Origin of the sequence: Roseibacterium elongatum DSM 19469 (assembly GCF_000590925.1) — a bacterium.
GTDB lineage: Bacteria > Pseudomonadota > Alphaproteobacteria > Rhodobacterales > Rhodobacteraceae > Roseibacterium > Roseibacterium elongatum.
This window is the reverse complement of sequence record NZ_CP004372.1, coordinates 1,006,804-1,030,172: the sequence shown is the minus strand read 5'-3', so window position 1 is coordinate 1,030,172 and position 23,369 is coordinate 1,006,804. Positions and strand designations below refer to the sequence as shown.

21 protein-coding genes and 1 tRNA gene are annotated in these 23,369 nt (G+C 63.4%); 12 read left to right on the top strand and 10 right to left on the bottom strand.

Annotation, left to right across the window (positions count from 1 at the left end; genetic code table 11):
• Nucleotides 1-100 precede the first annotated feature (100 nt).
• The 8 genes from cysQ to ROSELON_RS18630 all read left to right on the top strand — a co-directional run bounded on the left by cysQ (nt 101) and on the right by ROSELON_RS18630 (nt 9,265).
• The gene (gene cysQ / locus ROSELON_RS04890) at nt 101-880 is read left to right on the top strand and encodes a 3'(2'),5'-bisphosphate nucleotidase CysQ (RefSeq protein ID WP_038650949.1); all 780 of its coding nucleotides are present in this window, start codon (nt 101-103) and stop codon (nt 878-880) included.
• Nucleotides 877-1,677, top strand: a complete 801-nt coding sequence (locus ROSELON_RS04885) for a 3-deoxy-manno-octulosonate cytidylyltransferase (protein ID WP_025311309.1) — start codon at nt 877-879, stop codon at nt 1,675-1,677. Before cysQ ends, ROSELON_RS04885 begins: the two co-directional genes overlap by 4 nt.
• Nucleotides 1,677-2,882, top strand: coding sequence for a glycosyltransferase family 2 protein (locus ROSELON_RS04880; protein WP_025311308.1), 1,206 nt, complete (start codon nt 1,677-1,679; stop codon nt 2,880-2,882). Before ROSELON_RS04885 ends, ROSELON_RS04880 begins: the two co-directional genes overlap by 1 nt.
• A 91-nt stretch (nt 2,883-2,973) precedes the next feature.
• Nucleotides 2,974-3,867 carry a UTP--glucose-1-phosphate uridylyltransferase GalU gene (gene galU, locus ROSELON_RS04875; RefSeq protein WP_025311307.1) on the top strand — a complete coding sequence of 298 codons (894 nt, stop codon included), beginning with the start codon at nt 2,974-2,976 and terminating at the stop codon, nt 3,865-3,867.
• The gene (locus ROSELON_RS04870) at nt 3,864-5,120 is read left to right on the top strand and encodes a glycosyltransferase family 4 protein (protein ID WP_025311306.1); all 1,257 of its coding nucleotides are present in this window, start codon (nt 3,864-3,866) and stop codon (nt 5,118-5,120) included. The genes galU and ROSELON_RS04870 overlap by 4 nt, the downstream gene beginning before the upstream one ends.
• Nucleotides 5,117-6,127: a glycosyltransferase family 2 protein gene (locus tag ROSELON_RS04865; RefSeq protein ID WP_025311305.1), complete on the top strand. Its 1,011-nt coding sequence runs from the start codon at nt 5,117-5,119 to the stop codon at nt 6,125-6,127. The genes ROSELON_RS04870 and ROSELON_RS04865 overlap by 4 nt, the downstream gene beginning before the upstream one ends.
• Nucleotides 6,124-7,827 carry a DUF5927 domain-containing protein gene (locus tag ROSELON_RS04860; RefSeq protein ID WP_025311304.1) on the top strand — a complete coding sequence of 568 codons (1,704 nt, stop codon included), beginning with the start codon at nt 6,124-6,126 and terminating at the stop codon, nt 7,825-7,827. The genes ROSELON_RS04865 and ROSELON_RS04860 overlap by 4 nt, the downstream gene beginning before the upstream one ends.
• 787 nt (nt 7,828-8,614) lie before the next feature.
• The gene (locus ROSELON_RS18630) at nt 8,615-9,265 is read left to right on the top strand and encodes a hypothetical protein (protein WP_245605414.1); all 651 of its coding nucleotides are present in this window, start codon (nt 8,615-8,617) and stop codon (nt 9,263-9,265) included.
• Nucleotides 9,266-9,269: 4 nt separating this feature from the next.
• Here the strand turns inward: ROSELON_RS18630 and ROSELON_RS04850 are convergent, their stop codons facing one another.
• The 9 genes from ROSELON_RS04850 to ROSELON_RS04810 all read right to left on the bottom strand — a co-directional run bounded on the left by ROSELON_RS04850 (nt 9,270) and on the right by ROSELON_RS04810 (nt 18,352).
• Nucleotides 9,270-9,734: a PTS sugar transporter subunit IIA gene (locus tag ROSELON_RS04850; RefSeq protein WP_025311303.1), complete on the bottom strand. Its 465-nt coding sequence runs from the start codon at nt 9,732-9,734 to the stop codon at nt 9,270-9,272.
• A gap of 69 nt (nt 9,735-9,803) precedes the next feature.
• Nucleotides 9,804-10,379: a ribosome hibernation-promoting factor, HPF/YfiA family gene (hpf, locus tag ROSELON_RS04845; protein WP_025311302.1), complete on the bottom strand. Its 576-nt coding sequence runs from the start codon at nt 10,377-10,379 to the stop codon at nt 9,804-9,806.
• Nucleotides 10,380-10,605: 226 nt separating this feature from the next.
• Nucleotides 10,606-11,370, bottom strand: a complete 765-nt coding sequence (gene lptB, locus ROSELON_RS04840; RefSeq protein ID WP_025311301.1) for an LPS export ABC transporter ATP-binding protein — start codon at nt 11,368-11,370, stop codon at nt 10,606-10,608.
• Complete coding sequence (locus ROSELON_RS04835; protein WP_038650201.1) at nt 11,367-11,870, bottom strand: LptA/OstA family protein; 504 nt, start codon at nt 11,868-11,870, stop codon at nt 11,367-11,369. Before ROSELON_RS04835 ends, lptB begins: the two co-directional genes overlap by 4 nt.
• 9 nt (nt 11,871-11,879) lie before the next feature.
• Entirely contained in the window at nt 11,880-12,488 is a 609-nt protein-coding gene (locus tag ROSELON_RS04830; RefSeq protein ID WP_025311299.1) for a hypothetical protein, read from the bottom strand.
• A gap of 13 nt (nt 12,489-12,501) precedes the next feature.
• Complete coding sequence (locus ROSELON_RS04825) at nt 12,502-13,113, bottom strand: ribonuclease D (protein ID WP_025311298.1); 612 nt, start codon at nt 13,111-13,113, stop codon at nt 12,502-12,504.
• A gap of 53 nt (nt 13,114-13,166) precedes the next feature.
• Nucleotides 13,167-13,253, bottom strand: a tRNA-Leu gene (locus ROSELON_RS04820).
• An 84-nt stretch (nt 13,254-13,337) separates the two neighbouring features.
• Nucleotides 13,338-16,589: a translocation/assembly module TamB domain-containing protein gene (locus ROSELON_RS04815; protein ID WP_025311297.1), complete on the bottom strand. Its 3,252-nt coding sequence runs from the start codon at nt 16,587-16,589 to the stop codon at nt 13,338-13,340.
• Nucleotides 16,589-18,352 carry an autotransporter assembly complex protein TamA gene (locus ROSELON_RS04810; protein ID WP_025311296.1) on the bottom strand — a complete coding sequence of 588 codons (1,764 nt, stop codon included), beginning with the start codon at nt 18,350-18,352 and terminating at the stop codon, nt 16,589-16,591. Before ROSELON_RS04810 ends, ROSELON_RS04815 begins: the two co-directional genes overlap by 1 nt.
• 203 nt (nt 18,353-18,555) lie before the next feature.
• Between ROSELON_RS04810 and ROSELON_RS04805 the strand changes: the two genes are divergently transcribed.
• Nucleotides 18,556-19,557, top strand: a complete 1,002-nt coding sequence (locus ROSELON_RS04805; RefSeq protein ID WP_025311295.1) for a complex I NDUFA9 subunit family protein — start codon at nt 18,556-18,558, stop codon at nt 19,555-19,557.
• Here ROSELON_RS04805 and ROSELON_RS04800 read toward each other — a convergent pair.
• Nucleotides 19,548-20,351, bottom strand: a complete 804-nt coding sequence (locus ROSELON_RS04800) for an undecaprenyl-diphosphate phosphatase (protein WP_025311294.1) — start codon at nt 20,349-20,351, stop codon at nt 19,548-19,550. The genes ROSELON_RS04805 and ROSELON_RS04800 overlap by 10 nt on opposite strands.
• 213 nt (nt 20,352-20,564) lie before the next feature.
• Here ROSELON_RS04800 and ROSELON_RS04795 point away from each other — a divergent pair, with 213 nt between their 5' ends.
• The 3 genes from ROSELON_RS04795 (at nt 20,565) to ROSELON_RS04785 (ending at nt 23,328) form a co-directional block, all read left to right on the top strand.
• Complete coding sequence (locus tag ROSELON_RS04795; RefSeq protein WP_025311293.1) at nt 20,565-22,013, top strand: NAD(P)-dependent oxidoreductase; 1,449 nt, start codon at nt 20,565-20,567, stop codon at nt 22,011-22,013.
• Nucleotides 22,014-22,150: 137 nt separating this feature from the next.
• On the top strand, nt 22,151-22,888 hold the full coding sequence (locus tag ROSELON_RS04790; protein ID WP_156945814.1) for a hypothetical protein: 738 nt from the start codon (nt 22,151-22,153) through the stop codon (nt 22,886-22,888).
• A complete protein-coding gene (locus tag ROSELON_RS04785) occupies nt 22,885-23,328 on the top strand; it encodes a GFA family protein (RefSeq protein WP_025311291.1) in 444 nt (147 codons plus the stop codon). Before ROSELON_RS04790 ends, ROSELON_RS04785 begins: the two co-directional genes overlap by 4 nt.
• The last annotated feature ends 41 nt before the right edge of the window (nt 23,329-23,369 follow it).

The following is a 23,369-nucleotide window of genomic DNA, read 5'->3' as shown; positions in this document are numbered from 1 at the left end:
ACCGCATCACTTGCTGATGTCGTTTAACGCGACGATAACCAGAGGCAAACGCATTATCAATCTAACGCAAGGGAACAGACCTTTGGATCATGCCCATTTGATGCAGGTTCTGCGCAGCGCCGCCCTGGAAGGCGGCCGGACGATCATGGAAATCTACGAGGCGGATGATTTCGAAATTCGCTCGAAATCGGATGACAGCCCGGTCACCGCCGCCGACGAGGCTGCAGACGCGATCATTTCGGACCGGCTGCGCCGCGCGTTTCCCGATATCGCCCTGGTCACCGAGGAACAGGCCGACAGCCACGAGCAAAGCGCCGAGCGCTTTCTGATCGTCGACCCGCTGGACGGCACCAAGGAGTTCATCCAGCGACGCGGCGATTTTACCGTGAATATCGCGTTGGTGGAAAATGGTGTGCCAACCTTTGGCGTTGTCTACGCGCCGGCCAAGGGGCGTCTGTTCTACACCGACGCGAGCGGTCAAAGTGTCGAAGAGTCGGGCCCGTTCGAGCTGGACACCGTTGGCGAGGTGAAAAAGATCGCCGTATCCCAGCCCGACAACACCGCATTGCGCGTGGTCGCGTCGAAATCGCACCGCGATGCCGCGACCGATGCCTATATCGGCAAATACGCCTGCGCCGACATGAAAAGCGCGGGCTCGTCCCTGAAATTCTGTCTTGTCGCCACCGGCGAGGCCGATCTTTACCCGCGCCTTGGCCGTACGATGGAGTGGGATACGGCCGCGGGCGACGCGGTGCTGCGGGGGGCCGGCGGCGCCATGGTTCGGTTCGACGATCACGCGCCCTTTACCTATGGCAAGGACGGGTTCGCGAACGTGTTCTTCATCGCCTATGCCCCCGGTGTCGCGTTGAAACCGGCATGAGCATCGTCTGCATCATCCCGGCGCGCTATGCCTCGACCCGTTATCCCGGCAAGCCCCTGGCCGAGTTGCGAGGGGCCACCCGCGTCGCCCGCAGCCTGATCGAACGCAGCTGGCGCGCGGCCTGCGAGGTGTCGCGCTTCGATGCGATCTATGTGGCGACCGACGATGACCGGATCGCCGAGGCCGCGCGCGGCTTTGGCGCCGCGGTGCTGATGACCTCGGACCGGTGCCGCAACGGGACCGAACGATGCGCCGAGGCGCTGGGCCTGCTTGGGGACACGGTCGAGATGGTCGTCAATCTGCAGGGCGATGCGCCGCTGACCCCGCCGTGGTTTCTCGAGGCGTTGATCGACGGATTGCAGGCCGACAGCCAGGCTGCCCTCGCCACGCCGATCTTGCGATGCGATGGCCAAACGCTGGCCGCGCTCAAGGCCGATCGCGCCGCCGGACGGGTTGGCGGCACCACGGCCGTCTGTGACAGCGAACGCCACGCGCTTTATTTTTCCAAAGAGGTGATCCCGTTCACCAGCACCGACTATGCGCCCGAGGCCGACACGCCCGTCTTTCACCATGTCGGCGTCTATGCCTATCGGCCATGGGCTTTGCATGCCTATCCCGACTGGTCCATGGGCGTTCTGGAAACGATGGAGGGTCTCGAACAACTGCGGTTTCTCGAAGCCGGGCACAAGGTGCGCTGCGTCGAGGTCGAGGCGCGCGGCCGAAAATTCTGGGAGCTCAACAACCCCGAAGACATCCCCCGCATCGAGGCCATGCTGGCGGAGATGGGGTTGCCCTGATGGCCTCGATGCGGCTCAGCGTTGTGGTGGTCAGCCATGGCCGGCCACGTCCGCTATGCCGTTGTCTGACAGGAATTCATCAGCTTTCGGGTCCCGACATCGAACTGGTCGTGGTCAGCGACGACGACGGATTGGCGGCGTTGGACCGCCTGCCTTTCGCCGATCGCATCAAGACAGCCAGCCAGGCGCAGCCAAACATTTCGCAGGCGCGAAACATCGGGCTCTCCCGCGCCGCGGGGGAGATCGTCGCCTTCATCGACGATGACGCGGTTCCAGCCCCCAGCTGGGCCAAGGCGATCATGACCGCCTTTTCGGATAGCCCGGACCTTGCCGCCGTGACCGGCCCCGTTCTGGGCCGCAACGGCATCAGCCTGCAATGGGGTCACATGACCGTTGATGCCTTGGGGCGCGACGGACCGCCCGCCGAGGGACGTTTCATCAAGCTGCACGGCACGAACATGGCCTTTCGCCGCCAGATCTTGGAGGATCTGGGCGGGTTCGATACGGGGTTTGCCTTTTTCCTCGATGACACCGACCTTGCGGTGCGCATCGGGCGTGCGGTGTTGATGACACGTTGGCTGGACAGCGCGATCGTTCACCATGGCTTTGCCGCCAGTGCGCGACGCAGGGCAGATCGGGTTCCCCTCAGCCTGTATGATATCGGGGCATCGACCGCTGTGTTTCTACGCAAACATGCCCCCGCCGATCAGCACGCCATCGAACTGGACAGGTTGGTCAGCGATCAGCATGCGCGACTGCTGCGCCTTGCGCGGCGTCGCAAGCTGGGTGCCCGGCAGATGCATGCGTTGATGCAAGGCTTGCATGACGGCATCTCCGAGGGGCAGGCGCGGCCGATGTCCGAAGGGCTGATTCCCCCACCGTCCATCCCGTTTCAAGCCTTGCGTGAAGTCGAAGCGGAGGCGCCGGTCGTTCTGTCGGGCTGGCGGCATCAGGCACGTCGTCTCAGGGCCGAAGCGGCCCGGCTGACCGGCGAGGGACGGATCGTCAGCCTGTTCCTGTTCGAGCCGACACCACGCAAGCATACCGTGTCGTTTACCGACGGGGGGTGGTGGGAACAGATCGGTGGCCTTTACGGCCCATCCGATCGGTCGGGCCCCCGGTTGCAGGCCTGGGGCATGGCCGGTCGCGTTCGTGCCGAAATCGCAAGAACCCGGCGGGAAAGAAGTCACAACCGACGCTTATGATAAATTCGATGCTTACTGCGATTCGGTAATGATGGTACTGCAATGCTGCGGGCGACTGGCGGGGCGGCCGGGCGGTTTAATGAGGGATATGATGAAAAAGAAGGTTACCAAAGCGATCTTTCCGGTTGCTGGTCTTGGGACACGGTTTCTTCCGGCGACCAAATCCATCCCGAAGGAGATCATGACGCTCGTGGACCGGCCGTTGATCCAATACGCGATCGACGAGGCGCGGGCCGCCGGGATCAAGGATTTCATTTTCGTCACCAGTCGCGGCAAAAGCGCGTTGGAGGACTATTTCGATCACTCGCCCGAGCTTGAGAACGCTCTTCGCAAGAAGGGCAAGGACGATCTCCTTGCGACGCTGAAAACAACCAACATGGACTCGGGCGCCATTGCCTATATCCGGCAGCACAAGGCGTTGGGCCTTGGGCATGCGGTGTGGTGCGCACGGCGTTTGTTGTCGAACGAACCTTTCGCGGTCATTCTTCCAGACGATGTCATCGCGGCGGAAACGCCATGCCTGAAACAGATGGTCGAGGCGTATGAGGAAACGGGCGGGAACATGGTCGCCGCCATGGATGTGCCCGATGACAAGACCCACGCCTACGGGGTTCTCGACATCAACGAAGACATGGGCAACGTGGTGTCGGTAAAGGGCATGGTCGAAAAGCCCGAGCCGGGAACGGCCCCCTCGAACCTTGCCGTCATCGGGCGCTACATCCTCAGCCCCAATGTCATGAACCATCTCAACAAGATCAAATCCGGTGCCGGCGGTGAAGTTCAGCTTACCGACGCGATCGCGCGCGAGATTTCCGAGGCGAACAACGTCTATGGGTTCCGGTTCCGGGGGCAACGCTTCGATTGCGGATCAAAGGCGGGCTTCCTTCAGGCCACCGTCGCCTTCGGCATGGCCCGCGACGACCTTCGAGACGAATTCACGGACTACCTGATCGACGTGATTTCGGCCCGAAACGCCGCACAGTGACCCTGGTGTCCGGATTGCCGGGCACACTCTGGTTGGATGTCACCCGGCTTTTGACGCGCGTGGGGCGTGGGGCTCTTTCGGGCATTGATCGGGTCGAACTGGCCTATGCCGAACAGCTCCTGACCGAAACGCCCAAGGCACGGTTTCTGTGCAGAACGACGCGGGGATACCTGTTGCTCGGACCGGACGGGGCCGCCTGTCTCCTCTCGATGGTCAAGGGCGATACGCCCCTCGGCCAAGCCGATGCCTGGTCACGCTGGACCGGCCGTGGCCAGCGCCCGCGACATCGCGCCGAGGCGGCCCTGCGCCCATTTGCGCTGGACCGAAGCGCTCACGGGGCGTTGGCCCGCCTGCTCGCACGTCAGCGTGTCAAACCCATAGCCTATCTCAACACGGGGCACTCGAACCTCACCCGTCAGACCCTTGCACCCCTCAGGTCATCAGGGGTTCGGGTCGCGATCCTCGTGCATGACATCATACCGATCCGCCACCCAGAGTTCGGGCCCCCGAAACAGGCTGGCTCCTTCACGATCAAGCTTACGAACGTCGCCAGCTTCGCCGATCTCGTGATCTGCAATTCGCACGACACGCAACGCCAGCTATCCGACCTGTGGCGTGGCAGAGAACCGTGCCCACGGACCCTTGTCGCGCATCTGGGTCTGACCCCGATGCCCCGTATCGCCGGGGTCGCGCGCGATCCGGCGCGCTTCGTCATGCTGGGCACCATCGAGCCGCGCAAGAATCACGCGCTTGTCCTGCAGGCATGGCGACTTCTGGCCGATTCACTGCCGGATACGCATATGCCGGAGCTGCATATCATCGGCGCGCCGGGTTGGCAGTCGTCCCGGATCATCGCGACGATCCGGGCGCATCCCTTGTTTGGGCGCAAGATCCATTTGCATGGCGCCTTGCCCGACACCGAGGTCGCCGCGCATCTGGCGGCGGCCAGTGCCTTGCTCTACCCATCCCATGCCGAGGGGTTCGGCCTGCCGCCGATCGAGGCTTTGGCGCAGGGGGCGTTGCCGATTTGTGCCGATCTTGCCGTTTTGCGCGAGGTTCTGGGTCAGCACGTCGTTTACCTGACTCCAAACGATGCGTATCCTTGGTCGGAAACGATAAAAAAACGAATTTCGGGTAATCTGACCGCACCTGTCGGAACGGTGTATGATTTTCCCGACTGGCAGGATCATTTCTCCCTTGTTGCGTCTGCCCTCGGGTCCAAGGACGCAGCCGAGCAGGAAGGCACAGAATGAAGGCGGCCCGACGCTACGCCTTGCGCCTTGAGCGCCGCAAATACCTGATCCGCGCCTGGCGAAAAAGCCGGAGCGTGCTGCCCGTCGTTGATCGGACCGACGCGATCCGCCCCCGCGACGTGCTGTGCTTTTGCACGCTCAGAAACGAGCGTGTCCGGCTAAAGTACTTTCTGTCCTATTACCGCGAACGGGGTGTTTCGCACTTTTTCTTCGTAGATAACGACAGTGAGGACGGCACGCGCGAATACCTTGCCGAACAACCCGATTGCTCGGTCTGGACCACTTCGGCCAGCTACAAGCGCTCGCGCTTCGGGATGGATTGGATCAATCGTCTGCTGCGCCTTTATGGCCACGGGCATTGGTGCCTGACGGTCGATCCCGACGAGTTTCTGGTATTTCCGTTCTCCGACACGCGGCCGATCCCGGCCTTGACCGATTGGCTCGATGCATCCTCGATCAAGAGCTTCGGAACAATGCTGCTGGATATGTACCCGAAGGGGGCGATCACCGCGCAGCCCTATTCCGAGGGCGACGACCCGTTCAAGATCGCCTCGTGGTTCGATGCCGGCAACTACACGATCACGCGCAATTGGGTCTATGGAAACCTCTGGATTCAGGGGGGGCCGCGCGCGCGATGCTTCTTTGCCGATAAACCGGCCCGCGCCCCGGCGCTCAACAAGATCCCGCTGGTGAAATGGCACCGCTCCTATGCCTATGCCAGTTCGACCCACATGTTGCTGCCCCGGGGGCTGAACCTCGTCTATGATGAATGGGGCGGGGAAAAGACCTCGGGCGTGTTGTTGCATGCCAAGTTCCTCGACATCTTCACCGAGAAGGCGGCGGAAGAGCTCGATCGCAAGCAACACTATGCGGCCAGTGCCGAATACCGGGCCTATCACGAGGGGTTGAGCCAGAATCCCGATTTCTGGACGCGCTGGTCGGAACGTTACATCAATTGGCGCCAACTCGAGATCCTCGGCCTCATGTCCAAGGGGAACTGGGCATGAGCACTTTGGGCTTTGTCATGCTGTGCCATACCGCGCTGCATCGTGCTGCGCAGGTCGCGCGACACTGGGCAGAACGTGACTGCCCCGTGGTGATCCATGTCGACAAATCCGTCGGGCGCGACCGGTTCGAGGAGTTTCGGCGCAGGTTGTCGGACCTTGAGAATGTGCATTTCAGCAAGCGGCATCGTTGCGAATGGGGCACCTGGTCGTTGGTTCAGGCCAGCCAGACCGCCAGTGAATTGATGCTGAACACGTTTCCCGGTGTCCGGAATGTCTATCTCGTATCGGGGTCCTGCCTGCCGCTCAGACCGGTGGACGATCTGCGAGCCTATCTGGCCGCGCGGCCGACGACGGACTTCATCGAAAGTGTCACGATCCGGGATGTGGACTGGACCGTGGGGGGTCTGAATGCGGAACGCTTCACCTTTCGGTTTCCCTTTTCGTGGAAGCGGCACCGACATCTCTTCGATCGCTATGTCGACCTTCAGCGTCGGGTCGGGTTTCAACGCCGCATTCCCGATGGGGTCGTGCCCCATCTGGGCAGCCAATGGTGGTGTCTGACGCGGCAAACCCTGTCGGCGATTCTGGACGATCCGCGTCGTCACGAATTGGAACGGTACTTCAAACTCGTCTGGATCCCGGACGAAAGCTATTATCAGACGCTTGTCCGAAACTATGCGCGCAATATCGAAAGCCGGTCACTAACACTGTCCAAGTTTGATTTCCAGGGCAAGCCGCATGTGTTCTACGACGATCACCTGCATCTTCTCAGGCGGTCGGATTGCTTTATCGCGCGCAAGATCTGGCCGCAGGCCAACCGCCTGTACCGCACGTTCCTCAGTGCCGAACATACCGGTGAACGCATGGCCGAACCCGCACCGGGCAAGATCGACAAGGTGTTCTCAAAGGCCTTGGTGCGTCGGACGCGGGGGCGCGCGGGTCTCTACATGCACAGCCGGTTCCCCAATCTTGGCTGGGAAAACGGGCGCACCGCCGCCCCCTATTCGTTGTTCCAGGGGTTCAACGAGTTGTTCGATGATTTCGAAGGGTGGTTGTCGCGCCGCCTTGGCACGACCGTGCATGGCAACCTGTTCGCACCGCAAAAGGTCCGGTTCGCGGGGCATGGCGATGTCTATGCCGGCTGCCTGTCCGCCGACCCCAAGCTGCGTGATTACAACCCCGAGGCGTTCCTGAAGAACCTGGTGTGGAACACGCGCGGCGAGCGGCAGGTGTTCATGTTCGGGCCGCAGGACAACCAGCGTCCGGGCGCGTTCATGGCCAACGATGCCAATGCGCAGATCTCGGTCATCACCGGGGCCTGGGCGGTGCGGCTGTTCACGGCGAACCGCAACTTCGCCGATATCCGGGCCGAGGCCGCCCGCCTGCAACGGCGCGAGGTCGAGTTTGTCGAGGTTCTGCGCGACCGCGGGGCCCGTGCGGATATTCGCATCTGGACGCTTGCGGATTTCATCGAGGAACCGATGGAGAACCTTCAAGGCATTCTCGACGCGATGGAGGGTGCCCCCCTTCAGCGCCTGACCGAGGCACCGCGCATGCGCGATCTGCGCGGGTTTCCGCAGTTTCTGCAAAACCTCAAGAACCAGGGCATGAACCCGTTCGTCGTGGGAGATTTCCCGCAAGAGGGGTTCGCCCCGAAAAATCAGACCGGCGATGGCGGCCGGCCCTATCTGGTGCGCTGAGACATGATCCGACCTTTCGATGCATTCGTTCTTTTCGCCGAAATGCGCACCGGCTCGAACTATCTCGAGGAGTCGTTGAATGCCTTCCCCGACATCACCTGTTACGGCGAGGTCTTCAATCCGACCTTCCTGGGACATCACAACCGGTTCGAGCTGTTCGATTACGACATGGAACGGCGCGAGCATGATCCGCTTGGCCTGATCGCGCGGATCATCGAGCAGACCGAAGGAATCCCCGGCTTTCGCCTTTTCCATGACCATGACGATCGGGTGGTGGATGCGATTTTGCCCGATCCGCGCATCGCAAAGGTCATCCTCACGCGTAATCCGCTGGACAGCTATGTCAGCCGCAAGATCGCCACCGCGACCGGCCAATGGCGTCTGACCGACATGAAGAATGCGAAATCGGCGCGGATCACCTTTGACGCCGGCGAATTCGACGATCTGCTGGATGCGCTGATGCCGTTTCAGGACCGGTTGCGCCATGGCTTGCAGACCACGGGTCAGACAGCGTTTTACATCCGCTACGAGGATATCAACGATCCCGACATCCTGAACGGATTGGCGCGGTTTCTCGGCGCATCGGGGCAGGTCGATCAGACATCGAAGAAACTCAAGAAACAGAACCCCTCGGATCTGCGCGACAAGGTCGAGAATTACGAAGAGATGGTTACGGCGCTGCAAGACCTCGACAGGTTCGGTTTGGACCGTGCCCCCGATTTCGAGCCGCCACGGCAGGCAGGGGTCCCCCGGATTTGTCGCGCATCCCGATGTCGGTTTGCTGTTCATGCCGATCAAGGGCGCACCGGAACAGGCCATCCTCGACTGGATGGGCCAGATCGGCGGCGTCGGGCGCGAGAACCTGTTGCGCAAGATGAGCCAGAAGGATTTGCGGGCCTGGATGAAATCACATCCCGGCTATCGCAGTTTTTCGGCGCTCAGGCATCCGTTGTTGCGGGCGCATGTCGTGTTCAACCGCTTCATTCTGCCGACCGACAGACCGGCCTATGCCGACCCCCGCAAGATCCTGCGGCAGCGCTACAACCTGCCCATCCCCAACAAGGCGCCCGACGAGACCTGGACGCCGCAGCACCAGAAGGAGGCCTTCGCCGCCTTCTTGGCGTTTCTCAAGGGCAATCTGGCAGGGCAGACCAGTATCCGTGTCGATCAGGCGTGGGCTAGCCAGACAGCTGTCTTGCAAGGGGTGTCCGCCGTGGCTCTGACCCATGCCATTGTGCAGGAAGACGATCTGGCCGAGCAGTTGCCAGCGCTGGCGCGTGCGGTGGGGGTCGCGACATGTCCCGAATACCGGCCCGAGCACTTGCCCGGTCCGGTGGCGCTAGACGCGATCTATGACGGCAAGGTCGAGAAAGCGGCGATCGAGGTGTATCGCCGCGACTATCTCAATTTCGGCTTTCCGCGTTGGAACCGCCGGTAGCGGATCAGGCGGCCTGACTGGCCTGTGCCTCGGTCAACAGGGTGTGAAGCGTCGCGGGATCGGAATTCGCCCTGAGCTTGGCACAAAGCGCATCGTCACGCAGGGTGCGCGATACCAGCGCCAGCGCCTTGAGGTGATCGACACCCGTGTCGCTGGGGGCAAAGAGCGCAAAGACAAGGTCCACCGGCTGACGGTCGGCCGAGTCGAAATCGATGGAGCGTTCCAGTTTCAGGAATGCGCCCTTGACCTCGGTCAGATCGGTCAACCGCGCATGGGGCAATGCCACACCATGGCCCACGCCCGTCGGGCCCAGGCTTTCGCGTTCCTGCAGCGCATCGAAGATCTCGGACGATTTCAGCCCGATCAGACCTTCGGCCAGATCCGCAATGCATTGCAGCAGGCGCTTCTTGCTGGTCACGTCGCTGACGACCTTGACGGCCTGCGGACTGAGCAGTTGCGAAAGGTCCATTCCGGAATCCCTTGTTCGCAGCCGCCCCGGCCCAAGTCGGTTGGACGGAGGCGGCGCATGAAGTCTGTTTCAGTCGAGGGTCGGATCGATCCAGCCGACATTCCCGTCGTCGCGGCGGTAGACGACATTCACGCCATCATGTTTCTCGTTGCGGAACACCAAGAGCGGTGCGCCGGAAATTTCCATCTGCATGACGGCTTCGCCGACCGAGAGCGAGGGAACCTTGGTCTCCATCTCGGCCACGATGATGGGCTGGAGGCTTTCGGGTTCGGCGTCCTCGTCATGGCTTTCGGAAGAGGCAAGGATATAGGACGCGGCCTGCATGACATCGATGGGCTGCGTGCGTTCGCGGTGGTGATCCTTCAGCCGGCGCTTGTAGCGGCGCAGCTGCTTTTCCATCTTGTCCGCCGTCTTTTCGAACGCGGCATAGATCTCGTGCGCCGACGCCTTGGCCGAGGCCGTCATGCCGGTCGACAGGTGCACGGTCGTTTCGCACACGAACTCGGCCCCCGATTTCGAAAAGATCACCGTCGCGTCCGTCGGACGTTCGGCGTATTTGCCCACGACACTGTTGAGGCTGTCCTTGACATGAACCTGCAGGGCATCGCCGATGTCGATCTGCTTACCGCTGATTTGATAACGCATGTTGTCTCCCGATTTATTGGGCGCGCATACTAGAAAGGCCGTCGCAGGCCAAGCCTCCGCGCGAGGGTTTTTGCTGTTGTCCGGGGTTCTTCCGCGCCTTCGGTTCGGCCGCAATGCGGCGCGACGTCCTGCAACCGGAAGGGGATGAAGCAAGTGCGGTCATCGTCCCCATTTGGCCGTGAGTCTGGGCCGGATGTCAATGTAATCACGGCGCGCAGCCAAGGCTTCACTTGATGCTGAAGGTTTCGCCCAGATAGACGCGGCGCACGTTTTCGTCGCGCACGACCTCGTCCGCCGTCCCGGACATGATGATCATGCCGTCATGCAGGATATAGGCGCGGTCCACGATCTCGAGGGTTTCGCGCACGTTGTGGTCGGTGATCAGCACACCGATGCCGCGTGTCTTGAGCTCGCCCACAAGATGCCGGATGTCGCCGACCGCGATCGGGTCGACCCCGGCAAAAGGTTCGTCGAGCAGCACATAGCGCGGGTCCGAGGCCAGGCAGCGCGCGATCTCGGCCCGCCGGCGTTCGCCGCCGGACAAAGACAGTGCGGGCGCACGGCGCAGATGCTCGATGGAAAACTCGCTCAGCAGCTCTTCGAGGCGCTCCTTGCGACGGGCGCGGTTCCTTTCGACGATTTCGAGGATCGCCATGATGTTGTCTTCGACCGAGAGACCGCGAAAGATCGACATTTCCTGTGGAAGATAGCCAATCCCCGCCCGGGCACGGCGATACATGGGTAACAGCGTGACATCCTGTCCGTCGATCGTGACCTTGCCACCATCGGGCGTGATCAATCCCGCGATGCAGTAAAAGGACGTGGTTTTGCCCGATCCGTTCGGGCCCAGCAGGGCCACGACTTCGCCCCGGTTCAGGTGCAACGAGACATCCCGGATCACCAGCCGTCGCTTGTAGCTCTTGCGCAGGCGGTCGATGCGCAGGCCCGTGGCGCCGCCACCGGCAACGGACAGGTGCAGCCGGTCGGTCATTCCGAGCCGCCGGTGTCCAGAACCGTGCGGACGCGCCCATCAACCGATCCGTTGCCTGTGCGCATGTTCACCACCAGTTGGTCGCCTGCGACGGCGGTGCCGCCCTGGGTGACCAGCACATCGCCCCGCATCGTCAGAACCGCGGTGGCCACGTTGTAGCGGGCTTCGCCACCCTCGGCGGCATCGGCGCCACGCGTCACCAACACGCCCCCGGTCGCGACAACCTCCTGCACTTCGTTGCGGCCGGTACTGTCGGAGTACAGAACACGTACCCGGCCGGCGGCCATCCGCAGATCGCCCTGCACGACTAGGACATTCCCGTCGAAAACGGCTTCGCCGGTGGTCTGGTCGATCGTCAGGCTGTTGGCCGTCACCTCGACCGGCTGGTTCGGGTCATAGGCCACCCCGCCAAAGCCGATGGCGACCTGTGCCGCACCCGCTGCCGGAAAAACCGCAAGGGCGATCAGGCAAACCAAGCTATGGATAAGAAATCTGCGCATCCGCGCTCCCTAGTTCTGTGCCTGATATAGCAGTCGAACGCCGTTGGTGAAACTGACAACCGTGCCGCCCGCCTGATCGGTGACCTCCATGGCGCCGGCGCTCAGCATCAGGCCGGGGCCGGTGATTTCGACGGCGGTTTCGGACAAAAGCCCGGTTTGCGCCAACTGCATGCGGATGGCATCGGTGATGACCGTATAGCCCGTTTCCGTTTGCGCCCTTACGCCGCCGCGCAGGTCGGCCACCTGCGCCGCCATGTCGATGGTGCCATGTGCTGCCTCGAGTTGCAGGATATCGCCATCGGCCAGTTCCAGGCGACCGGCTACGTTTTCGGTCACGATGGCGTTGGTCGTCATCCCGTCCGAGGCGAAACTGGGCGTTGCCGCATCCGCGACCAGCGTCAATGCGCGGCCATCCTCGAGCACGCCGGCAAAGCGCGGCTGTGACAGCCGCTGCTCACGCGCCAGTTGCGCCACATCGACATCGGCGTAGGGGATCGCCTGTTCGGGATCGGGCGGGTTGGAAAACAGGAACATCGTCGACAAAAGCCCGATCGCCGCCAGCGGAAGGGTCAGCTTGAGCCCGGTGACCAGTTTGCTGTAGCGACTCGCGGCTGGCATTGGCGTCGGCCGGTCAATGCGCGAAGATGTCGATATCCGGCCAACCGGCCAGGTCAAGCTTGGCCCGTGTCGGCAAGAACTCGAAACAGGCCTTGGCCATCTCGGTGCGATCCTCGCGATCAAGGCGCGCATTCAACGCGTCGCGCAGGCGGTGCAGATACAAGACATCGGATGCGGCATAGGCCATTTGTGCCTCGGTCAGGTCCGGCGCGCCCCAATCCGAGGTCTGCTGCTGTTTCGAGATATCGATCTCGAGCAGTTCCTGGAGCAGGTTCTTCAGCCCGTGCCGGTCCGTATAAGTGCGGATCAGTTTCGACGCGATCTTGGTGCAATAGACGGGCGCGGCAAGCGCACCGAAGGCATTGTACATCGCCGCGATATCGAAGCGCCCGAAATGGAACAGCTTCAGAACGTCTGGATCCGTCAGCAGGCGGCAGAGGTTCGGGGCCTCGGTCTGGCCCTTCGCGATCTGCACCAGGTGGGCATGGCCGTCACCCGACGACAATTGAACCAGGCACAAGCGGTCGCGCTGCGGGATCAGGCCCATGGTTTCGCAATCGATCGCTACCTTGGGGCCAAGGTCCAACCCATCCGGTAGGTCGTTCTGGTAAAGATGGATGGTCACGCCCGTTCCCTTTCCTGCATGCTATGGCCCGTGTTGCGGACCCCGGAAGGGGATGGTGCCCAGGAGAGGACTCGAACCTCCACGTCCATACGGACACTAGCACCTGAAGCTAGCGCGTCTACCAATTCCGCCACCTGGGCCGGTGTCGTGGGAGCGGCTGATATCGTGGGTCCGGGGGCGTGTCAACAAGGCTTGGGGTGTTTTCTGCGGATGGCGGGAAACGCCTAGTAATCACGTTCGAAAAACACACCGACCGAGCTGTTGCCATCCGAAGAAAAACTGCCGCGCGCGGTGATATCCGGTGACAGGTCGATGTTCAGCGAAAGGTCCGCTTCGCCGTCGGCGTTCACGGTGACATCGGTATAGATGTTGTCCGACAGATACCGCCCCGCCCGCACCGCCGCGTTGCCTTCATCATCGGTTTGCAGGTCCAGATCGTCGAGGCCAAGGCCCGTCCTGAGATTGGCGAGAAAGCCGCTGTTCGTACTGCCACCCGCAAGCGATGTCGCGGCATCGGCCAATTGCAGCAACTGCACCGGCGACAGCGACGACACCGAGCGGCCGAACAGCAATTGCGCCAGCACTTCGTCTTCGGGCAGGGCGGGGTCCGAGGCAAAGGTGATCTCGGGCGCCGAGGCCGGCCCGCTGACCCCGATGCTGATCACGTAGCCCCCCGACCGGCTTTCGGCGGTGAGGTCCAGAAAGGGGTCGAAACTGCCTTGCAGGGTTGCGCTGCCCTCGGTGAAATCCAGTCGCGTTCCCAGGATCGAAAGCCGGCCGCGGATCAGATTGAACTGGCCCGATGGAATGACCTGTGCGCTTGTCCCGTTCAGGCGGATCTCGCCGCCGAATTCGGCATCTATGCCGCGCCCCCGCAGGTAGATTCGCCCCGGCGCCGCAATCGTCAGGTCCAGACCGACCCCGCCGCCGGCCGACGCCGGGTTGCTACGCGCCAAAAGCCCCGCGAAACGCCGGGTCTGACGCTCGGCCGTGGTTTCGTTCACGTGGCGGATCTCGGGAATGGGGGCCGCGCCGCCAAGCCCGGTTTCCGGCACACGCAGTTCCGTTTCGCCCAAGGTCACAAGGCCGCCGACCTCGAAGAACCGGGTCAACGGGCCCGATACGCTCAGATCCGCGCGGGTGATGCGCGCCTCGAACAACTCGGGGTCGACCAGTCGGGCATTGTCGGCCGTGATCGCGATATCGGCCGGCATGCCCGCGGCGGACAGGTTGATCGTGCCACGTGCCGAGACCTGCCCCCCGGTATTCAGCCGCCCGCCGCCATCCAGGCGGATCTGCCCCTGCGATAGGGTCGCCGACAGCGCCAAATTCTCGAGCGCGGCCTGCAAGGTCGGTAGCGACACCCGCGCCCCGTTGGTCGTAAGCGTGCCTGACACCGCGGACAATCCGGGCTGCCCGCGCACGGCCAGGTCAAACCCCAGCGTGCCATTGACGGATCGCGGCCGGATGAAGCGATTGGCCAGCGCCAGGGGCAGACTGCCCTGTGCCTGCAAATCGACGCTGCCATCCGGCAGGCCGACACCGCCCGTGACCCCCGCGCGCATGCCGCCCGGCCCGTTCAGCGCCACGTCGATCTGCCATGGGGCCGTGCCGCGCCGGGTGACCTGGGCATCGGCGCTGATCGGTCCGCTCAGCGCATCGGTGAACAGGCCCACGTTGCGCAGGCGCAGATCGGCGGCGAACTGCCCCCCGGCCGTGTGGAGCGATCCGTCACCGGACAGCGCCAGCTCGGCATTGTCGAGGGCAATCCGTTCGACCCGAAGGCCCCCCGTATCGCGGATCGCATGCAGGCTCAGCACGGTTTCTCCGGCGAAAAGGGCGGGGGGCAAGCCGGCCCCGAACCCGAGACCCTGGCCGCTGCCCTCGACGACAAGGTCGAATGCACCCGAGAGCGGTTCGACACGGCCCGACAGGCCGGCATCGAGTTGACCGTCGAGGTCCTGGCCGGTGAGGGGCGACAGCCGCGACAAATCCGCGATGCGCAGCGCCAGATCCAGCGCCGTGTCCAGCCGCGCCTGTCCGACCTGCACACTGGCCCCGCCCCCGGCGATGATGTCACCGGCCGTCAGCGACAGGCCCGAAATCAGGATCGCGGCTCCTTCCGTCCAGGATACCTGGCTGCGAAAGCCGACCGTTTCGCCGATGGCCCGGGCAAGGGCGGGGTCGCGATGGGCCAGGCCATCGATATCGGCCGTCACGGTTGCGGCCACGGCGCCGATGCCGCTGGCACTGGGCGTGATTGTGCCATTCGAGCTCAGCGCGATTCGGCGAATGCCGAGATCATCCGTTTCGAACGCCGCGATATCGGCCTCCAGAACAAAGGCATCGCTGTCGGTGGCGTCGAAATTCAACGCCAGGGTCGCGCGCCGCAGGCGGGCCTCCATGCCAACAGGCAGGCGCACCGGGCCTGCGCCGGCCGGGTCGGCCAAGGTGCCAGTGACGTCGATCACCTGCGGGCGCCGCGCCGCGTCCAGCGCGACCGAACCGGTCAATTCCAGGGCCCGCGCGCTGAGGTTCATGTCCTGAAGCGAGATCGCGCCATCGGCATGCAGGCGCACCAAGGCGGCAAGGCTGGTGTCGTCGCCGAAAAAGCCGTGATATTCGACCGGCATCATCGGTGTCAGGTCGCCGCCGAGATCCAGGGCGATCACGTGATCGCCGCCCGTTTGCGCCATGCTGGTGATCATACCCCCCAGCCGACGCGCGCCATCGGTCTCGAGGGCGATCTCAGCAGTGAAATCGTCGATTGGGCCTTCGCCATCCACCGCGAACCGGAGCGCGGGCCGCCCCGGCAGGTTCAGCAGTTCCGAGGCCAGACCGCCCGCCTCTTCGGTCAGCAACAGATCGACGGACAGGATGTCGGTGTCATTGGCGTAACTGGCCGACAGATCGAACACGTCGCCGGGCCCATCCAGCCGCACCAGTTCGATATCCGCCGCGCCATCGCCATCGGCCAGTCGCGCCGCGCCATCGAGGGAGAATCGCCCGCCTACCCCGATGACCGACACATCGAGGTCGATCTCGTCGATGGCCATCTGGTCGATGGCAATGCGGACCGGCAACTCGGGCAGGGCAAAGGGCTGCGCCTCGGCCGGGGGCAAATCCAGCGACGCGTCCGCATCGGTGACGGGCCGACGCAGGATGACCAGCCGTTCGGCTGTAAGTTCATCGATCTGGAGGGCACGCCTGAACAGCGCCGATCGTGTCCAGACCAGACGCGCGTTTTCAAGGATCAGCCACTCGCCCTCGGCGTCGGCGATGGACAGACGATCCAGTTCCGCGGTCGAAGACAGGGCCCCGCGAAACCCGTCGATCCGGACCTCGCGCGCGCCGTCCGACAGTTGCTCTTCCAGAAACTGCACGATGCGGCCGCGATCGCCGTCGGCGTCGCTTTGGGCCTGCGCCATAAGGGGCAGCATCAGGGCGATGCAGAGAGACAGCCAGATGTTCCGCATCAGAATGCCTGCCCGATGCCGATATAAAGAAAGACGTCCTCGCCCGTGCCGCCGCCGCGCACCGGGGTCGCCAGATCAACACGGATCGGCCCGAAGGGCGTTGCATAGCGCAGTCCCAGCCCCGCCCCCGCGTGCCATTCAGGGTCGTCCTGAAACCCGGCATCCGACGAGATCAGACCCATGTCGGCAAAGGCGACGATCCCGAAATTCGACTCGCCGATATCCTGACGCAGTTCGGTGGACAGCGCCGCAAAGCCGCGACCCCCGGCTTCGACGCCGCCATAATCCGCACCGAGCGATTGATACTCCTGTCCGCGAACGGTGCCAGACCCTCCGGAGTAGAACAGGAAATCCGGCGGAATCTCGGCGATATCGGCACCGATGACGCTGCCGATCTGACCGCGGGCCGCCAGCCTCGTACGATTCTCGGCGCCAAAGCCCAGATACCCGCGGGCGTCCAGCAGCAGGCGTGCGCCCGCGCCGCCCTCGGTCGTCAGAAACGGCGTGGCCGCGGCGGCGACATAAACCCCATCCGCCGGGTCGAGCGGATCGTCGCGGTTATCCCAGCGCAGTTCGGTCGGCAGAAAGGCATAGCCGATATCGAACTCGCCAAAGGGCCCGTCGATCCGCATGCCGATCAGCCCCAGCGCGATGGACCCCTCAAGGCGCTCGTCGAACACATGCTCGACCCCGACCTCGCCACCAAGGGCGGTTACGGTGAACCCAGGTTCTTGAAGCCGATAGGCTCTGAGCTCGGCCACGGCCGTCGTGTCGGGCGTAAAGGTCGCGGGGCGCGAGAACCGGACACCGAATTCAAGGTCGATCCCCTCGATCGCCTCGGTCGAGATCTCCTGCTGGCCGATCCCGGTGATGGCGGCGTCGAAGCGCAGACGCTCGGCCCCGCCGAAAAGGTTGCGGTGCAGCCAATAGGCATAAAGCGACCCGCCATCCTCGGTCGAAATCTCGGCCCCGAATCCGAACCGGCGCAAGGGCGACTCGGCCACGACGGCGGTGAAATCCATGACGTTCCCGCTGCTCGGGTCGGTCTGTGTCAAAGCCACGGCCGAGAAGACGCCCGACTCTCTCAGGCGTTCCTCGGCGCGCGCGACCTCTTGCGGTGAATAGGTCAGTCCGGTTGGCAGGCCCGCGATCTCGACGATCCGTTCGGGCCGCATGCGGTCATGGCCCTGCGGGATCAGGGCGCCAAAGGTGATAACCGGGCCGGGGTCGAGGCGGATATCCGCGTCGAGCCGCGCGTCACGGTGCCGTGCGGTGATTTGCTGGCCGGCGACATCGGCCAGGGCATGCCCGCGATCGCGCCAGCCGTCGATGGCGGCAGCGGCGGCGTCGCGCAGAACGGATGTGCTGGCCGGTTCGCCGCGCGCGAATTCGGGAATCGCGTCGCTGCGCCCGGCCAAGGGGCCAATCTCGACCTCGCCAAATCTGTAGTCGGGGCCGGGATCGACCCGGATCTCGACACGGGCGATGGCCGCCGGGACCGCAAAGGGCGAAATTGTGGCCGCCTCGCGACCGTCCAGTTGGATGCGAACCACGGGCGAGAAATGACCGGCATCATAAAGGGCCGCCGTCAGGCGCGCATAATCGGCGCGCGCGGCTGCAAGGATATCCTGTGCGCTGCGCGGCTCCTCCGAGGCCGGCCGAAACAGCAAGGAGGCCGCGCGGAGTGTCTCCTGCAACTCCTCGGACGTCTCGGGCGCGCGCAATTCGACCTGTTGGGCGGACACCGGCAGGGTGACCCCCACGGATCAGCAGCGTTGCGACAGCGGCTTTCAGATGAGCAAACATATCTTCGATGGATAGGGCGTCTGGCGACACCTGACCAGTAGCATCCGCGCGATCACACCGCTTGCGCGGCAGTTTGCGGCCCCCGGAGGCGTGAATTGCGACTTGTCCGCCCCTCGCGCAAAGCCTATTTCCGACCAAACGACGACCGGAGGTGGATGCCATGGCCAAACTCGTGACGATTTTCGGCGGCTCAGGGTTTGTGGGGCGCTACATCGCGCGACGCATGGCGAGGGAGGGCTGGCGCGTGCGCGTGGCCGTCCGGCGCCCGAACGAGGCGTTGTTTGTCCGCCCCTACGGCGCAGTGGGACAGGTCGAGCCGATCTTTGCCAATGTGCGCGACGATGACTCGGTTCGTGCGGCCATTCATGGCGCGGATGTCGTCGTCAACTGCGTCGGTATCCTGTCCGAGCGCGGCAAGAACAAATTCGGGATGATCCAGCATCACGGCGCGGCCCGCGTTGCGCGAATCGCGACCGAAGAGGGCGTGACCTCTTTCGTGCAGATTTCGGCAATCGGCGCGGACAGCGAAAGCAACAGCCTTTATGCCGAATCCAAGGGCAAAGGCGAGGAAGCGGTGCTCGAGGCGTTTCCGACGGCCATCATCTTGCGCCCTTCGATCGTGTTCGGCCCCGAAGACGAATTCTTCAACCGCTTCGCCAAGATGACCCGCACCGGGTTTCTGTTGCCGGTTGTCGGTGCGTCGACCCGGTTTCAGCCGGTCTATGTGGATGACGTTGCCAAGGCCGCGGTCAAGAGCGTCAAGGGCCAGGTCGAGCCCGGCATCTACGAATTGGGCGGCCCCGATGTGAAGACCTTCCGCGAATTGATGGAACAGATGCTGGAGGTCATTCGCCGCCGCCGTCTGATCGTGAACGTGCCGTTCTGGATCGCCAGCATCATGGCGGGGGTTCTGGATACCGTTCAGATGCTGACCGGCGGCCTGCTGCACAACGCGCTGCTGACGCGCGATCAGGTGCGCAACCTGCGCCGCGACAATGTCGTGTCCGAGGGTCGGATGGGTCTGTCGGATCTGGGGATTGAGCCGGTTGGGATGGACGCGGTCCTGGAAGACTATCTTTGGCCGTATCGCCCGTCGGGCCAGTATTCCAAGATCAAGGAAAGCGCCAAGAACCTCGCCGCCGAAGATCACACTCAGGCATAGGCGATCGCCAGCAGCACCACCCCAAGGACGATGCGGTAGATCACGTAAGGTGTGAAACTGACGCTCTGCAACAGGCGCATCATCATCGCCAGCGCCGCGAAGGCTGCGACAAAGGACATGGCGGCGGCAATGGCGCCGTCGCGGGCCATTTGCATGTCGGCCGTGGCGACGACCTCGGCCCCGAGCAGCAGCGCAGAGGCCGTGATCGTCGGGATGGACATGAGCATCGCGATGCGCGCCGCGCTTTCGCGGTCATAGCCCAGCAACCGCCCCGCCGTGATGGTGATCCCCGAACGCGACGTGCCCGGTATCAGGGCGACGGCCTGCCACAACCCCATGACGATGGCGTCGCGCAGGGTCCAGTCCGCGCTTTGCTTGACGGTGCTGCCGCGCTGGTCAGCCCAGTAAAGCACGATACCGAAGACGATCATGGCCCATCCGATCACCGCGACCGAGCGCAACAGGTCGCTGGCGCCGGTCGCGTGCAGGACAAGGCCGACCCCTACGACGGGGAGGGTCGCGATGACCAGAAGAAAGGCCAGTTTCGCGCCGGGCGTGTCCAGACGACCGGTCAGCAGGCGCGGGATGCCTAGAATGGCAAGCTTCACCTCGCGCCAGAAATACAGGATGACAGCGCCAAGCGTGCCGGCGTGTACCGCCACGTCGATGACTTGTCCCTGATCCTCGAAGGACGAGAGATTCGGCAGCAGGATCAGATGCCCCGACGAGGAGACGGGCAAAAACTCGGTAATCCCCTGGATGACGGCCACTAGGAAGAGGTGAAATAGACTCATCTATGGATCCTGGATGTATCAGAGGGAACATCATAAGCGATTGAAAGAAAATATACTTCTGAACAGTAAGTCAGTATATATGACATTAAATTGCTAGCGAGTGGCGGATTTGGTGTATATGAGATTGAAAAACGCCCTTATAGGTCAGCATTGTTGTCTTTTTATCCTGTCAGCCAGTCGGTATAGGAGCGGCAGCAAGATGGGAGATATTCGGTGGCCAAGCAACCCATGCTGAAGTTTGTCAGCATCCCGAAAGAGATGCCGTCGAAGCGCGACGCCGACCAGCGGCGCGAGGATTTCAACGAAATCTACGGCGAGTATGTAACGGAAAAAGCACGCCAGCAGGCGGGCCGCTGTTCGCAATGCGGTGTGCCCTACTGCCAGTCGCATTGCCCGCTGCACAACAATATTCCCGATTGGCTGAAACTGACCGCCGAGGGCCGCCTGCAAGAGGCCTACGAGGTCAGCCAGGCCACCAACACCTTCCCCGAGATCTGCGGCCGCATCTGTCCGCAGGATCGCCTGTGCGAAGGCAATTGCGTCATCGAACAGTCGGGCCACGGCACCGTGACCATCGGCGCGGTCGAAAAATACATCACCGACACCGCCTGGGAAGAAGGCTGGGTCAAACCCATCTCGCCCGCCGAGGAACGCCCCGAATCCGTCGGCATTATCGGGGCTGGCCCCGGTGGTCTGGCCGCGGCGGACCGCCTGCGCCGGGCCGGTCTGCAGGTGACGGTCTATGACCGCTACGACCGCTCAGGCGGGCTGATGATCTATGGCATCCCCGGCTTCAAGCTGGAAAAGGACGTGGTCATGCGTCGCAACGCCCAGTTGGAAGAGGGTGGCGTGACTTTCGTGCAGAACTGCAATGTCGGCGAGGACATCACCTTTGACGAGTTGCGCGGAAAGCACGATTTTGTCCTGATCGCCACCGGTGTCTACAAGTCCCGCGACCTGCCCGCGCCGGGTGTCGGGGCCAATGGCATCGTGCGCGCCATCGACTACCTGACCGCCAGCAACCGTATCGGGTTTGGCGACAGCGTGCCGGAGTTCACCTCGGGCGAGTTGAACGCCGAGGGCAAGCGCGTCGTGGTCATCGGCGGCGGCGACACGGCGATGGATTGTGTGCGCACCGCCATCCGTCAGGGCGCCACCAGCGTGAAGTGCCTGTATCGTCGTGACCGGGCCAACATGCCCGGCTCGCAGCGCGAGGTGCAGAATGCCGAGGAAGAAGGCGTCGAGTTCGTCTGGCTGTCGGCGCCCAAGGGTTTCACCGGCGGTGACGCGGTCGAAAGCGTCATGGTGCAGAAGATGCGCCTGGGTGCCCCGGACGCCACCGGCCGCCAAAGCCCCGAGGTGATCGAGGGCGCGGATTACGTCGAAGACGCGGACCTCGTCATCAAGGCGCTGGGTTTCGAGCCCGAGGATCTGCCGAGCCTTTGGAACGTGCCCGAGCTGGAAGTGACCCGTTGGGGCACGATCAAGGCCGATTTCCGCACCCATGAGACCCAGATCGAAAATGTCTATGCAGTCGGTGACATCGTGCGCGGTGCCAGCCTGGTGGTTTGGGCCATCCGCGACGGGCGCGAGGCCGCGGACGCGATCCTGGACAAGGTGATGGCCGCGGTCCCCTCGGCCACCGAGGTCGCCGCCGAGTAACCGGCCCATCCCTGCCCCGAGGCGCAAGGTCGGCTCTGGGCAGGGGGCACACCCCGTACACAGGCTGTACACACCCTGTACATACGCAGATCGCGCGCGAGAAAAGCATCGGTATCCCAATGGTCAGAAAGGCTGACATGATGACACGCAAAGGACTGGCGCCGCTCGTGGCCGCAGCCATTGCCGGGCTGTCGGCCGCGCCTTTGGCGGCGCAGGATGGCGGGCGCCTGTTTCAGGTGCCCGAGGGCTGCGAGGCGTTTCTGACGGTGCAATCGCGGTCCTGTCTGGTGTCGCATCACTGGCGCTGCGAGGCCGATCCCGAGGGCAGCAGCTGGCGGGCCACGCTGGATCAGGACGGGGCCTTTTACCTGAGCTTCACCGATGCCGAGTTCCGCTGGCTGCGGAGTTGGAGCCTGCGCAGCGGCAGCAACGACACCCTGATCGAACCCGAGGAAGACCCTGCCAGCCTGTCCGAGCTGTTGGCGACGGGCCGCGACGCGATGGTGTTCTCGATCCGCGAGGAAAGCACGTTGGGCACGTTCCAGCGTGACTATACCGGGTATGACGAGTTGACCGGCGAAAGCGTCGAGGTCGATGGCCGCACGTTGCTGGTGACGCGGTTCGCCTATCAATACGACGCCGCCGGCGGCACGCGCCGGACCGAAGGCAACCAGTTTGTCCACGAGGGATGGCGCCTGTTCTTTGGCGGTCTGGAAACGACGACGCGGCCCGATGGCGAAACCTTCGAGGGCAATTTCAGCCCGATGGAGTTTGCCGAAGCGGGCGAGCGTGGCTTTCTCAGCGTCGAACCGATCTATGATTGCGGCGACATGATGTCTGCGCTGCCATCCCCGGTCTGGAGGGTGCGCCAATGACCGGAACGACCGGCGGATGTCTGTGCGCCGCGGTTCGCTACACCCTGGCCGAGGCTCCGACGACGTATGGGGCCTGCCATTGCGGCATGTGTCGGAAGTTTTCCGGCGGTGTCGAACTGGGCATCGAGGTGCCGCCGGGTGGTCTGTCCTTCGACAACGACGCCACCCTGGAGACCTATCGCTCGTCGGACTGGGCCGAGCGCGGATTCTGCCGCATCTGTGGGTCGAGCCTGTTCTGGCGGTTGACGATGCCGGGGCCGATGCAGGGCCTCTACAGCCTGGCGGCGGGATCGCTGGACGATATGAGCGGACTGACCTTCACGACCGAGGTGTATATCGACGCCAAACCCGACAACTATGCCTTTGCGGGCGATCGTGCGCGCCTGACCGAGGCGGATGTCATGGCCATGGTCAATGCCGGGCCGGAGGATCAGGCATGACCCTGTCGCCCGAACGGAAGGTGCGCCGCCGGGCCGGGGGC